Below are 12,930 nucleotides of genomic sequence, written 5' to 3' on the forward strand. Positions count from 1 at the left end.
CCGGCAGCCGGCGGCAGTCATCGGCCATGCGCCATCAACGCCGCGTCCTCGTCCGGCAGCCACACCGGCCCCTCCGGCCACCGCAGCCACCCCCGTTCGGCCGCGAGCCTCCGGCCGGCCGCCCGCAGCGCGTCCAGGCCCGCATGGCGCAGGCCGCGCCGCCACACCAGGGACATCGGCGAGAGCGGCACGGGGTCGGTGACCGGCCGCAGCGCCATGCCGGGCACGTCGATGAACTCGACGCTGGCCAGCACCGACCAGCCCTGCTTGCGCACCACCCGCGTGAACTCCGCGGACCCCTCGATCTCCGGGAACGGCGCCGCCATCGCGATGTCCCGCCCGGCGAAGAGGCGCGCGGCGAGATCGGTCCACTCGGCGGTGTGCGGGTTCCCGGCCCCGGCGTAGAGGGTCTCGCCCGCGAGGTCGGCCAGGCGCACGGCGGGGCGGGCCGCCAGCGGGTGGGCCGCGTCCAGCAGGACGGCCATCGGCTCGTACCGTACGGGCTGGTGCTCCAGGCGGGCCCGGACGGCCGGGGGCAGCCCGGCGACCCGCCCGAAGGACACGTCCAGCTTCCCGGCGGCGAGTTCGGCCGCCGCGCCGGTCAGGCCGCTGTGGTAGCGCGCGACGAGTTCGGGGGCGGGGTCCAGGCGGCGGGCCTCCTCCAGGACGGCGTGTGCCGTCCCGAGGGGGACGCTGACGTCGACCAGCAGCGGGCGGTCGTCGGGGACGCGGAAGGCGGCGGCCAGGTCGTCGTGGGCGGCCAGCACCCGGCGCGCGTACGGGAGCAGCCGGGAGCCGTCCTCGGTGAGGGCGACCCGGCGCGTCGTACGGTCGAAGAGGTCGGCGCCCACCTCCCGTTCCAGCCGCCGGATGTCGCGGCTCAGTGCCTGCTGGGCGACGTACAGCCGGGCGGCGGCACGGGTGAAGTGCAGTTCGTCGGCGACGGCGGTGAAGGCGCGGAGCAGGCGCGGGTCGAGGTCTCGGGACACGCGGACATCGTGCCACCCGCGCGTGCGGGGGCCGGACGCGCCGACGCCATTGACAATGGAACTGCGTGAATGCGCGCACTTCAGGTGTTGGACGGGGAACGGCCCGCGCGGCGACGGTAGTTGTGTGATCCTCTTCCTCGCCGCCCGGCCCGTGACCGCCCCGCCCGTCCGCCCCGTGCCGCCACCCGCCCGCCGTCGGCGCCGCTCCCCCGCCGCACTCCGGCGCGTACTCGGGCCGTACGGACGGATCTTCGCCGTCCCCGGCACCCGCGCCTTCACCGCCGCCAATCTCCTCGCCCGGCTGCCCATGGGCATGTTCAGCGTCAGCGCGATCCTGATGATCGCCGGGACGCGCGGCTCGTACGCGCTGGCCGGGGCGGTCACCGCGACGGGCCTCGCGGCGACGGCGGTCGCCGGGCCGTGGACGGCGCGGCTGGTCGACCGGTACGGGCAGGCCAGGGTCGCCGTCCCCGCGACGGCACTGGCCGTGCTCGGGTCGCTGGCGCTACTGCTGTGCGTCCACTTCGGTGCGCCGTCCTGGACGCTGTTCACCGCGTACGCCTGCACCGCGACCACACCGAACACCGGCGGCATGGCGCGTGCCCGCTGGGCCCACCTCCTGCGGGACGACCCCCGCGCGCTGCACACCGCCAACTCCTTCGAGCAGGCGGCGGACGAGGTGTGCTTCATGCTCGGGCCGGTACTCGCGGCCTTCCTGTGCACCGGGCTCTTCCCCGAGGCGGGCACGCTGACCGGCGCGGTGCTGCTGCTGACGGGCGTCCTGCTGTTCGCCGCCCAGCGCCGTACGGAACCGCCGGTCGCTCCCGCGTCCACCCGCCATGGCGCCGGACGGCTGGTGACGTCGCTGCTGCCCCTCCTGCTGACCTTCCTCGCCACGGGCGCGGTCTTCGGCTCACTGGAGGTCGTCACGATCGGCTTCACGGACGCGCACGGACAGCGTGCCGCGGCGGGCGCGCTGCTCGCCCTCCAGGCGGCCGGGTCCTGCGCGGCGGGCCTGCTGTACGGGGTGCTGCGCCCGGCCGGGCCGGCGGACCGCCGCTTCGTACGGTGCGTCACCGCGATGGCCGCGCTGATGTGGCTGCCGTTCGCGGCGGCGGGCGCGGGCGGCGGGGTCCTTCTGGCGGCGGCCCTGCTGCTCGCCGGGATGGCCACGGCTCCGACCATGGTCACCGGGATGGGACTGATCCAGTCCCGGGTACCGGCCGGCCGTCTGAACGAGGGCATGACGCTGGCCGTGACCGCGCTGCTGACCGGCATCGCGGCGGGCTCGGCGGGTGGCGGCTGGGCCGTGCAGCACCTGCCGGCGGGCACCGCCGCGGGCTACACCGTGCCCGCCGCGGCGGCCGCCCTGGCCCTGACCGCGGCCGCCACCGCCCACGCCGTACGGGCCTCCCGGCGGCCCGCGTGAGGGCCCGGCAACGGCGAAGGCCCCGCTGCCTGGGCAGCGGGGCCTTCGCCTCACATGGGGTGACGGGTCCGGGGGCCGGGGCCTCCGGTTCTCCGTCGAGTGGAGATGGCGGGAATCGAACCCGCGTCCAACGGTGCGGAAACAGGGCTTCTCCGAGCGCAGTCCGCTGCGATTTTCTCAGCCCCGGAGATCTCGCGGACAAGTCTCCGACGGGCTCAGTCACTGTGTGATTTCCTCCTGGGCCCCGTGACCGGGCCTAGAAGTTTAGTTCCCTAGCTGATGCCAGGATCCGGGTCGGGAACACCCCCGGGCTGACACTTCGCAGGTCGCTACTTAGGCAGCGAGGGCGAAGGAATCGCGCTTGGTGTTGGCGATTATTTTTTGCGACATATGGTTTACGAGATCATTGCCGCTTCCTCGGCTCGCTTCCCCTGCTTCGACATCCGCTGTCGAAACCGATCATCCCCATGTTGTTTTTTCAAGGTGGTGCCTGCACCGGCGTGCGGTGCGTAGCCCATCGTACGTGACCAACGCGCGACGATGCCAGCGTATTCCTGCCCGGGCGGCGGACCGCGCCACCGCTCGGGCCGCGCGCATCGCTCAGGCCCGCGCGCGGCCGCTCAGGCCCGCTCGCGCCGCTTGGCCGCCGAGATCGCCCGGTGCGCCTCACGCCGGTCCTGCTGCTCACGCAGCGTCTGCCGCTTGTCGTACTCCTTCTTGCCCTTGGCCAGCGCGATCTCGACCTTCACGCGGCCGTTCTTGAAGTACAGCGACAGCGGCACGATCGTGTGGCTGGTCTCCTGCGACTTCGACTCCAGCTTGTCGATCTCCAGGCGGTGCAGCAGCAGCTTGCGCTTGCGGCGCGCGCTGTGGTTGGTCCACGTGCCCTGGGCGTACTCCGGGATGTGCACGTTGTGCAGCCACGCCTCGCCGCGGTCGATCTGCACGAAGCCGTCCACCAGGGACGCCCGGCCCTGGCGCAGCGACTTGACCTCGGTGCCGGTCAGCACCAGCCCGCACTCGTACGTGTCCAGGATGAGGTAGTCGTGCCGCGCCTTCTTGTGCTGGGCGATGAGCTTGCGGCCGCTACCGTCGTCCTTCTTGTTGTTCTTCTTGTTCGTCTTGGCCATAGTGGCGCCATTTTCGCACTACGCCCCGCCCCCGAGGCCACTCAATACCGTGCGGGCGCGGGCCGGGGCGTCGTCCTCGGCGATCAGGTCGGGGGTGAGGCCGTGTTCGTCCACCACCCGGCCCGACGGCATGCGGTACCGGCCGACGGTCAGCTCGGCCACCGAGCCGTCCGGCAGCTTACTGGGCAGCTGCACCGAGCCCTTGCCGAAAGTCGGGGTACCGACGACGACCGCGCGGCCGCGGTCCTGGAGCGCCCCGGCCAGCAGTTCGCCGGCGCTCATCGTGCCGCCGTCCACGAGCACCGCGAGGGGGATGTCCGGGTTGCCGCCGCCCTGCGCGTACAGGGCGCGCTGGCTGCCGCGTACGTCGTACGTGGCGACCAGGCCGCCGTCCAGGAAGGCGGAGGCGGCGGTGACCGCCTCGTGCACCAGGCCGCCGGTGTTGCCGCGCAGGTCCAGCAGCACACCACCGCGCGGGGAGGCCGTGCGCACCGCCCGGCGGATCTCCTCGCCCGTACCGCTGCTGAAGGCGCCGACCTTGATGCGGGTGGGCCCGTCCGGGCCGTCGGGGCGGTCGGTGATCACGTTCTGGTCCCGCAGGCGGGCCCGGCGCAGAGTCTCGGTCCACTGCCGCGTACCGCGCCGCAGCTCCAGGGCGACGCTGCTCCCGGCGCCCGGGTCCGGACCTCCGGCGGCCGGTCCGGCGTCGCCGCGCAGCCGCGCCACGACCTCGGTGACCGCGCTGCCCCGGGAGGCCACGCCGTCCACCGCGCGCAGGTCGTCGCCGGGGCGCAGGCCGGCCGCCGCCGCGGGGCTGCCGGGCCGTACCCGGGAGACCAGGGCGCGGCCGTCCGACACCTGCCGCAGCCACAGGCCCACGCCCACGTACTCGCCGCCGAGCTCGCGCTGGAAGTCCTCGTACTCGCGGGCGGAGAACGCCGTGGACCAGCGGTCACCGCTGCGGCTGACGGCCTCGTCCGCCGCTCCGGAGCCGTCCGGATGCGGCCCGGCGTGCCGGTCGGCGCGCGCCGGCCGGTGGCCGCGGTCGGCCCCGTCGGCCGCCCGCCCGGACAGCTGCCGTCCGTCCGCCGGGGGCCCGGTCTCCTTCCAGGTGCCCGCCGCCGCGCCGGTCGCCAGCACGCTCACGAAGACCAACGTCAGGGCCGCCCCGCGGCGGCTGCGGCGGGGCCGGACGAACAAACACGGGCCCGTCATGCCGGTGAGTGTAGGACAGAAAGAAGCGCCGTACGGGGAGTTGACCGTACGGCGCCCTTGGCATACGTCACACCTTGAGGTACTTACGGAGCGCGAAGAACGCGGCGAGCGCCGGCATCAACAGGCCGATCAGCAGCACCAGCGGCAGCACCGCGACCACCGAATCCCAGCCGATGAACTTGATGACCAGAATCTTCGTGGCCAGCCAGTTGTTGATCAGCACCCACTTGCCGCCGACGATCAGCACGCACGCGAACACCGCTCCCAGCAGGCCCGCGATGGCGGCCTCCAGGATGAACGGCATCTGGATGTAGAAGCTGGACGCGCCCACCAGCCGCATGATCCCGGTTTCCCGCCGCCGGCTGAACGCCGACACCCGCACGGTGTTGACGATCAGCATCAGCGCCACCACCAGCATCAGCGCCATCACCACCAGCGCGGCGATGTTCATGCCGTTGAGGAGGTTGAACAACGGCTCGATGGTGTCCCGCTGGTCCTGCACCTCCTGGACGCCCGGCCGCTCGGAGAACGCCGATTTGATCACTTCGTACTTCGTCGGGTCCTTGAGCTTGACCCGGAAGGACTCCGGCAGCTGGTCGGGGGTGACCAGGCCCGCCACGGGCGTGTCGCCGAACTGCTCCTTGTAGTGCTTGTACGCCTGGTCGCTGGACTCGTACTGCACGTTCTGCACGATCGGCAGCCGGTCCAGTTCGGCCTTGATGTCGTTCTTCTGCTGCTCGGTGGCCGCGCCCTTGGCGCAGTGGGACCCCGTCTCGGCGTCGTTCTTGTTGCAGAAGAAGATCGAGACGTTGACCTTGTCATACCAATAGCCCTTCATCGTGCTGACCTGGTCGCGCATCAGCAGCGAAGCGCCGAACAGGCCGAGGGAGAGGGCTACGGAGACGATGACCGCGAAGGTCATCGTGAGATTCCGGCGGAGACCGACGCCGATCTCCGACAGGACGAACTGGGCGCGCATGGCGTCCTTTCAGTGCTGGGGGCCGTACACGCTTAGTGCTGATAGCCGTACACGCCGCGCGACTGGTCACGCACGAGCCGGCCCTTTTCGAGTTCCATGACGCGCTTGCGCATCTGGTCGACGATCTGCTGGTCGTGGGTGGCCATGACCACCGTCGTACCGGTCCGGTTGATCCGGTCCAGCAGTTTCATGATGCCGACCGACGTCTGCGGGTCGAGGTTGCCGGTGGGCTCGTCCGCGATGAGGAGCAGGGGGCGGTTGACGAACGCCCGCGCGATGGCGACGCGCTGCTGCTCACCACCGGACAGCTCGCCCGGCATCCGGTCGTCCTTGCCGCCGAGGCCGACGAGGTCGAGGACCTCGGGCACCGTCTTGCGGATCTGGCCGCGCGGCTTGCCGATGACTTCGAGGGCGAAGGCGACGTTCTGCCCCACCGTCTTGTTGGGGAGCAGCCGGAAGTCCTGGAAGACGGTGCCCACCTGGCGCCGCATCTGCGGCACCTTCCAGTTGGACAGCTTCGCGAGGTCCTTGCCCAGCACGTGCACGGCGCCATGGCTGGCACGCTCCTCCCGCAGGAGAAGACGCAGGAAGGTGGACTTGCCGGAGCCCGAGGAGCCCACCAGGAAGACGAACTCGCCGCGCTCGATCTCCAGGGAGACGTCCCTGAGGGCGGGGCGGTTCTGCTTCGGGTAGGTCTTGGAGACGTTGTCGAATCGGATCACTGATGCACCACGGTCGACCTGGGTAGCGGCACCGGACGCCCCTGTTGGGGCTCCTGTCGGTGAGCGTGACCCTACGCGAGTCTCGCGCGAAGGCGCAGTCGCCGTTCGGGGTTGGTGCGTTTATTCACGGCATCTACGGGGACAAAACGAGCACATTCCGGCCCGGGGGCGCGGGCAGGCCCGCGGAAAAGGGCGGAAGGCGACCGGGGCGCGCCGTTCCGACGGCGAGCTGGCAAAGTGGTAGGGGGAACCATCGTGGTCCCTTGCGCGTTGCAGCGGTTGAGGAGGAGGTCGCATGACGTACGACCGGCTGGTGTGCGCCAACTGCGCGGCCCCTGTGAGCGAGGGCCGCTGCCCCGTGTGCCGGGCCAGCAGGGAACGGCTGCAGGAGAACGGGTCGTTCGGCCAGGTGACGCCTGCTGCCATAGTGGCGCTGCTGGTGGCGTTGGTCGCGCTCGCGATGCTGCTGCACCAGGCAGCCTGAGGCGCCCCGAGGCCCGCGGGCCCGTGTGACGCACCCCGCACGGAGCGTCACCGTGCCCGGCACACCGAGGACATGAGGACGTGCGGACGATGAAGGGCCCGGAGCGCTGCTCGCGCTCCGGGCCCTTCGTCACGCACTGCCCCGGGTGCGGGGCGGGGCCTGGTGTCAGGCCGCGGCCGCGCCGCCGTTCTTGTTGATCAGGCGCGGCATCAGGCGGAAGCCGATGCCACCGGCGATCATCGTCGCCGCGCCGACGAGCAGGAAGGTGGTGCCGGAGGCACCGGTCTCCGCGAGCTCGCCGCCCTTGGCCTGCTGCTGCGGCTGGCCGGGCGTGTTCACGATCTGCTGGCTGCCCTCGCCGGGCTGCTCGATCGGCTTGCTGCCCTCGTTGTCGGTACCGGTGCCGGTGCCGTCGCCGCCACCGGTGCCGCCGGTGGAGGAGCCGCCGGTGGAGGAGCCGCCGGTCTGACCGCCGTTCCCGTGGCCGCCGGTCTGGCTGCCGGACTGGCCGCCGGTCTCGTTGCCACCGGTCTGGCTGCCGGACTGACCGCCCGTCTCGTTACCGCCAGTCTGGCTGCCGGACTGACCGCCGGTCTCGTTACCGCCGGTCTGGCTGCCGCTCTGACCGCCGGTCTCGTTGCCACCGGTCTGGCTGCCGGACTGACCGCCGGTCTCGTTGCCACCGGTCTGGCTGCCGGACTGACCGCCCGTCTCGTTACCGCCGGTCTGACTGCCGGACTGGCCACCGGTCTCGTTACCGCCGGTCTCGGAACCGCCAGTCTCAGACCCACCAGTCTCGGAACCACCGGTCTCCGAACCACCGGTCTCGGAACCGCCGGTCTCGGAGCCACCGATCTCGCTGCCGCCGGAGTCACCGCCGCCGCTGAGAAGGTCGTCGATCAGGCCGCCCAGGCCGCCGGAACTGCTGGAGCCCGCCGTCGTCGGCTCGGTGCCGACCGCGGAGGCCGCGCCGGCCGCGGTGAGCGACGCACCGGCCGCGATCACCGCACCGGCCGCAATGCGCGCTACGCGCAGCCGCGTCTTCTTCGTCATGTGCCTGCTACCCCCAGTAGCTGTACTCGTCCATGGAGCATCGCCGTTCGGGGCAGCGGCCGACCCGGGTAGGCGAGTCGCGACACCGCCCTGCGGCCGTTGCACTCAGTTCCCCGTTCACACGCACGCCCCGGACATACGCATGCCGCGTACCACCCTTCCCAGTTCTCACATCATCGTCAAGGTCAAATAAAGGCGCGATGACCGAATTGAGGGGAGTTGCGGGGTCCATGGACGTATGACTGTGACCAAATTGCCACACGGCCGAACGGCAGCAAAAAACAACTGCCGCTCGTAAAGCGGCAGTTGTTTTCACAGAAAATCCATACGGCCTTCAGCCGCGGCTCACTTTCCCTGTTCCTGCTGCTTGCGCCAGCGGATGCCCGCTTCCAGGAAACCGTCGATGTCGCCGTCGAGCACGCCCTGCGGATTGCCGACCTCGAACTCGGTGCGCAGGTCCTTGACCATCTGATACGGGTGCAGCACGTACGACCGCATCTGGTTGCCCCAGGAATTGCCGCCGTCGCCCTTGAGCGCGTCCATCTTGGCCTGCTCCTCCTGGCGGCGGCGTTCGAGCAGCTTCGCCTGGAGGACGTTCATCGCGGTCGCCTTGTTCTGGATCTGCGAGCGCTCGTTCTGGCAGGAGACGACGATGCCGGTCGGGATGTGCGTCAGGCGCACCGCGGAGTCGGTCGTGTTGACGCCCTGGCCGCCGGGGCCGGAGGAGCGGTACACGTCGACGCGCAGCTCGGACTCGTCGATCTCGATGTGGTCGGTCTGCTCGACCACCGGCAGCACCTCGACGCCCGCGAAGGACGTCTGGCGGCGGCCCTGGTTGTCGAAGGGCGAGATGCGCACGAGGCGGTGGGTGCCCTGCTCGACGGAGAGCGTGCCGTAGGCGTACGGCACCTGGATGGCGAAGGTGGTCGACTTGATGCCGGCCTCTTCGGCGTACGAGGTTTCGTACACCTCGGCCTTGTAGCCGTGCCGCTCGGCCCAGCGCAGGTACATGCGCTGGAGCTTCTCGGCGAAGTCGGCGGCGTCCACACCGCCGGCCTCGGCGCGGATGTTGACGACGGCCTCACGGGAGTCGTACTCGCCCGACAGCAGCGTGCGGACCTCCAGCTCGTCGACGGCCTTGCGGACGTCGGTCAGCTCCTTCTCGGCCTCGGCGCGCGTCTCCTCGTCACCCTCGGCCTCGGCGAGCTCGAAGAGCACACCGACGTCGTCGACCCGGCCGCGCAGTTCCTCGGCCCGGCGCAGCTGGCCCTGGAGGTAGGACAGCCGACTGGTGATCTTCTGTGCGCTCTCCGGGTCGTCCCAGAGGGACGGCGCCGCTGCCTGCTCCTCAAGCGCGGCGATATCGGCCCTCATCTTGTCGAGGTCCAGGACGGCCTCGATCGACCCCATGGTCGAGGAGAGGGACTTCAGCTCTTCGGATACATCGACGACTGCCACGCACCCCAGCCTAACGGCTGCCGCCGCCTGCGTGCCCCGAGCCTCGCGCCGCTCGTGGGGCGGCGGCGCGAGGAGGTCGGCGGGGCGGGGCGTCGTCCGAGGTCAGCGGGTGGGGCGCGGGGTCGCCGCGTCGGAGTGGCGGACGCCGGGCTTGGCGTCCTCGCCGGAGTCGCCGTGCTGGGAGGCGAACCAGCCGCCGAGCCCGGCGGCGGCCACCACCGCCGCCGCGGCCAGGCCCAGTTTCACCCGGCGGCGGCGCACCGCCTCGCGGTGCCGGGCCGAGCCGGCCCGGGGCTCGCCCGCGGCGCGCGGGGCGCGGGCCGTGCCGTGCGCGCCGCCCGCCAGCTCGTCGGGGCCGGGGACGCGCATGCTCGTGTGGGTCTCGCGGTTCGAGTCGGGGGCGGCCGAGCCGTGGACGAGCGGCACGGCGCCGCGCGGGCGGGCGCCGCCCGGCGCGACCGGCGGGTAGAGGGCTTCGTCGTACGCGCCCGGAGCGGCACCGGAGGCACCGGAGGCACCGGAGGCGTACGGGCCGGTGGCGGTGTCCTCGGCCTCCTCGGCGGTCTGGTCGCCGTCGGGCTCGTCGATGTCCAGCGGCGGGTGGCCCGCCAGGCCGGGCAGGATCTCGCGCAGCCGGGCGGCCAGTTCGGGGGCGCGCAGCCGGGAGGCGGGCGCCTTGGCCAGGCACTGAAGGAGCAGCTGCCACAGTTCGTCCGGGATGCCGGGCAGCGGCGCCACGGCCTCGGTGACGTGGCGGCGCAGCACCGCGCCGGGGTGACCGCCGCCGAACGGGGTGAAGCCGGCCAGCATCTCGTACAGCACCGTGGCGAGCGCGTACACGTCGACGGACGCGCGCGGCGGCAGGCCCTCGATGATCTCGGGCGCCAGGTAGTCGGGGGTGCCGATCACCTTGGCCGAGCGCGGGTTTCCGGCGGCCGGCGGCTGGGGAGGGTGCGGCGCGGCGTGTCGACGAGGCGGGCGATGCCGAAGTCGGTGAGCAGCGCGGGGTGGGCGCCGCCGGGCCCGAGCGGCCCCTGCATGTCCAGCAGGACGTTCTCGGGCTTGACGTCGCGGTGCACGATGCCGGCCTTGTGGGCGGCGGCGAGGCCGTCGGCCACGTCGGCGGCGACGGCGACGGCGGCCTCCGGGGCGAGCCGTCGCTCCCGCTCCAGGCGGGTGCGCAGGTCCGTGCCGCGTACGAGGTCCATGACCAGGGCGAGGTCGTTGCCGTCGACGACCAGGTCGCGCACGCCGACGACGTGCGGGTGGTCCAGGCCCAGCAGCGCGGCGCGCTCCTGGACGAAGCGGCCGACCAGCTCCTGGTCGGCGGCGAGGTCCTCGCGCAGCAGCTTGATGGCGACGGGCCCCTCGGGTCCGTCGCCGAGCCATACCGTGCCGGCACTGCCGCGGCCAAGGATCTGGTGGGCGGTGTACCGGCTGCCGATCTTCCGTGCCAAGACTGCTCCGACGTGTCGGGCCCGCTGAGCGTCCTCAGGGGGCTGAAGGTGGCGTCAAAGCTACGCGGGTGCCGGGGGTTCCGTGCCCAGGATGGGCCCAGGTAGCACTTCTGTGGGGGAAATCGCCCCCTGGAAGTCGACAAATCCCCTTGGTCACCGTGCCGGGCGCGGGCACCGCGCCCTCCCGGCGGGCGCGCCGGAGCGGTCCCGCGGCGCCGGGGAGCACCGGCGGCGCGGGAACCGGACGTCACTTGAACCAGGTGCCGACGTCGTTGAAGAAGTCGCGGACGCTGCCGATGACATCGCCGATCTGTTCGAAGTAGCCCTTGGTCGTGCCGATCCACTCCTGGAGCGGGGAGAACTCCCAGACCGCCCAGCCGCCGACGAACAGGAGCACCAGGACGAACAGGCAGCCCTTCAGGCAGCCCAGACCCGGGATGCGCATCGGGTTGGCGCTGCGCTGCCGGGGCTCGCGGCGCGGCCGGGGATCCCGCTCCCGGGGCGGCGGCTCCGGTTCGTAGCGCTGGGGCGGCGGCTGCCGGCGGCGCGCTGCCTGCTGTGGCTGACGCTGCGGCGGCTGCTGGGGCTGGTGCTGCGGCGGCTGGTAGGGCGCGGGGGCCTGCTGCTGGTACGGGGCAGGCGCCTGCTGCTGGTACTGCGGGGGCTGCTGCGGCTGCGCGGGCCGGCGCTGCGGGCGGCGGCGCAGCGGGTCCTGGCCGGGGTCCAGGTACTGCGTCTGCTCGTTGCGGTCCCGGGCGGCCCGCATCTGGGACTCCCACGGGTGGGGGCCCTCGGGCTGCCCACCGGGCGGGCCCGGCGGTACGGGAGGCATCGCGCGGGTCGGGTCGGCGCCGCTCCGGCCGTAGTCCTGGCCGTAGTCCTGTCCCTGGCCGCCGGGGCCGGAGGAGGAGAGCACCTGGGTGGGGTCGGCGTCCGGGCCGCCGGGCCCGCCCTGGCCGCCGGTGGACGGCAGCACGCTGGTCGCCGCGGCCGGGTCGTACGTGCCGCCGGTGGACGGCAGCACCTGGGTGGGGTCGGCGTCGCCCGTTCCGCCGGTGCCGGTGCCGGGCACCGTGGCGGGGGACGGGTCGGGCGCGAGCAGCGCGGCGACGCCGAGCGCGGCCTCGGCCTGCGCGGGGCTCGCGTGCACGCCGATGCCCGCGGCGACCGTGCGCAGCGCGCGGGCCAGGTTCTCGGCGCTGGGCCGCTCGCCCGGCTCCTTGCTCAGACAGCGCTCGATGACCGTCCACAGCGGCTCGGGGACGGTGGACGGACGGCGCGGCTCCTCGCTGAGGTGGCGGTGCAGCACTTCGAGGGCGCTGGCGCCGCCGAACGGCGGGCGGCCGGTGACGAGCTCGTAGAGCAGGATGCCGGCGCCGTAGATGTCCACGGCGGAGGTCTGCGGGCGGCCCTCGGCGGACTCCGGCGCCACGTAGGCGGGGGTGCCGACGAATTCGTGGGTGCGGGTGAGGCCGGGCGAGTCCGCGAGGCGCGCGATGCCGAAGTCGGTGAGCATCGGGTGCAGCTCGGCGGTGTCGCCCTCGCCGGTGCCCTGGAGCAGGACGTTGGCGGGCTTCAGGTCGCGGTGCACCACGCCGTCGGCGTGGCTGGCGGCCAGCGCGTCGGCGATCTGGGCGGTCAGCAGGGCGGCCGCGACGGGGCTGAAGGGGCCGTTGTCGCGGAGGTGGCGGTGCAGGTCGGGGCCGTCGATCAGGTCCATGACCAGGGCGAGCAGGTCGCCCTCGACGACCAGGTCGCGGGTGCGCACGATGTTCGGGTGGGTGAGCCGCAGCAGCACCGAGCGCTCGCGCAGGAAGCGCATGACGACGTCCGCGTCGTGCGCCAGCTCCTCCTTGAGGACCTTGATCGCGACCGTCTCGCCGGGCTCCCCGGCCACCGATGCCTCGGCGCCCGCCGTCTCCCTCTGACGGGCACGCCAGACGGTGCCCGTGGCGCCGCGTCCCAGCGGCTCCTCGAGCAGGTACTTGCTGCCTACCGGCCGCACGTGCGCTCC

Annotated in this window: 10 protein-coding genes, 1 other RNA gene and 1 pseudogene; 2 read left to right on the plus strand and 10 right to left on the minus strand. The window is 72.6% G+C overall.

Going from position 1 to position 12,930, the window contains the following annotated elements; all coding sequences use genetic code 11:
- Positions 1-17: 17 nt before the first annotated feature.
- Complete coding sequence (locus ACEXOX_RS19590) at positions 18-989, minus strand: LysR family transcriptional regulator (protein WP_406522162.1); 972 nt, start codon at positions 987-989, stop codon at positions 18-20.
- A gap of 124 nt (positions 990-1,113) precedes the next feature.
- Here ACEXOX_RS19590 and ACEXOX_RS19595 point away from each other — a divergent pair, with 124 nt between their 5' ends.
- A complete protein-coding gene (locus ACEXOX_RS19595) occupies positions 1,114-2,418 on the plus strand; it encodes an MFS transporter (RefSeq protein ID WP_406522164.1) in 1,305 nt (434 codons plus the stop codon).
- Positions 2,419-2,515: 97 nt separating this feature from the next.
- Here ACEXOX_RS19595 and ssrA read toward each other — a convergent pair.
- From ssrA to ftsE, 5 genes are all read right to left on the minus strand, one after another.
- Positions 2,516-2,885: a transfer-messenger RNA gene (ssrA, locus tag ACEXOX_RS19600) on the minus strand.
- Positions 2,886-3,038: 153 nt separating this feature from the next.
- Positions 3,039-3,548 (minus strand): SsrA-binding protein SmpB, encoded by a 510-nt coding sequence (smpB, locus tag ACEXOX_RS19605; RefSeq protein ID WP_406522166.1) that lies wholly within the window; start codon positions 3,546-3,548, stop codon positions 3,039-3,041.
- 18 nt (positions 3,549-3,566) lie between these two features.
- Positions 3,567-4,763 carry a S41 family peptidase gene (locus ACEXOX_RS19610; RefSeq protein ID WP_406522167.1) on the minus strand — a complete coding sequence of 399 codons (1,197 nt, stop codon included), beginning with the start codon at positions 4,761-4,763 and terminating at the stop codon, positions 3,567-3,569.
- 67 nt (positions 4,764-4,830) lie between these two features.
- A complete protein-coding gene (gene ftsX / locus ACEXOX_RS19615; RefSeq protein ID WP_030025119.1) occupies positions 4,831-5,742 on the minus strand; it encodes a permease-like cell division protein FtsX in 912 nt (303 codons plus the stop codon).
- Between the two features lie 32 nt (positions 5,743-5,774).
- A complete protein-coding gene (gene ftsE / locus ACEXOX_RS19620) occupies positions 5,775-6,464 on the minus strand; it encodes a cell division ATP-binding protein FtsE (RefSeq protein WP_030025118.1) in 690 nt (229 codons plus the stop codon).
- Positions 6,465-6,759: 295 nt separating this feature from the next.
- Here ftsE and ACEXOX_RS19625 point away from each other — a divergent pair, with 295 nt between their 5' ends.
- Positions 6,760-6,948, plus strand: a complete 189-nt coding sequence (locus ACEXOX_RS19625; RefSeq protein WP_406522169.1) for a hypothetical protein — start codon at positions 6,760-6,762, stop codon at positions 6,946-6,948.
- 165 nt (positions 6,949-7,113) lie between these two features.
- Here the strand turns inward: ACEXOX_RS19625 and ACEXOX_RS19630 are convergent, their stop codons facing one another.
- The 4 genes and pseudogenes from ACEXOX_RS19630 to ACEXOX_RS19645 form a co-directional block, all read right to left on the minus strand.
- Positions 7,114-8,001: a hypothetical protein gene (locus ACEXOX_RS19630; protein ID WP_406522171.1), complete on the minus strand. Its 888-nt coding sequence runs from the start codon at positions 7,999-8,001 to the stop codon at positions 7,114-7,116.
- Positions 8,002-8,346: 345 nt separating this feature from the next.
- Positions 8,347-9,459: a peptide chain release factor 2 gene (gene prfB / locus ACEXOX_RS19635; protein WP_406522173.1), complete on the minus strand. Its 1,113-nt coding sequence runs from the start codon at positions 9,457-9,459 to the stop codon at positions 8,347-8,349.
- Positions 9,460-9,561: 102 nt separating this feature from the next.
- Positions 9,562-10,916, minus strand: a pseudogene (locus ACEXOX_RS19640) (serine/threonine-protein kinase).
- A gap of 247 nt (positions 10,917-11,163) precedes the next feature.
- A complete protein-coding gene (locus tag ACEXOX_RS19645) occupies positions 11,164-12,921 on the minus strand; it encodes a serine/threonine-protein kinase (protein WP_406522174.1) in 1,758 nt (585 codons plus the stop codon).
- Between the last annotated feature and the right edge of the window lie 9 nt (positions 12,922-12,930).

Source organism: Streptomyces sp. Ac-502 (assembly GCF_045222935.1).
Classification (GTDB): Bacteria; Actinomycetota; Actinomycetes; order Streptomycetales; family Streptomycetaceae; genus Streptomyces; species Streptomyces monomycini.

Excerpts from the sequence above, each read along its gene's own strand:
- ACEXOX_RS19610 (WP_406522167.1), bottom strand. The coding sequence starts at position 4,763 with ATGACGGGCCCGTGTTTGTTCGTCCGGCCCCGCCGCAGCCGCCGCGGG.
- smpB (WP_406522166.1), bottom strand. The coding sequence starts at position 3,548 with ATGGCCAAGACGAACAAGAAGAACAACAAGAAGGACGACGGTAGCGGC.
- ACEXOX_RS19630 (WP_406522171.1), bottom strand. The coding sequence starts at position 8,001 with ATGACGAAGAAGACGCGGCTGCGCGTAGCGCGCATTGCGGCCGGTGCG.
- ACEXOX_RS19625 (WP_406522169.1), top strand. The coding sequence starts at position 6,760 with ATGACGTACGACCGGCTGGTGTGCGCCAACTGCGCGGCCCCTGTGAGC.
- ftsX (WP_030025119.1), bottom strand. The coding sequence starts at position 5,742 with ATGCGCGCCCAGTTCGTCCTGTCGGAGATCGGCGTCGGTCTCCGCCGG.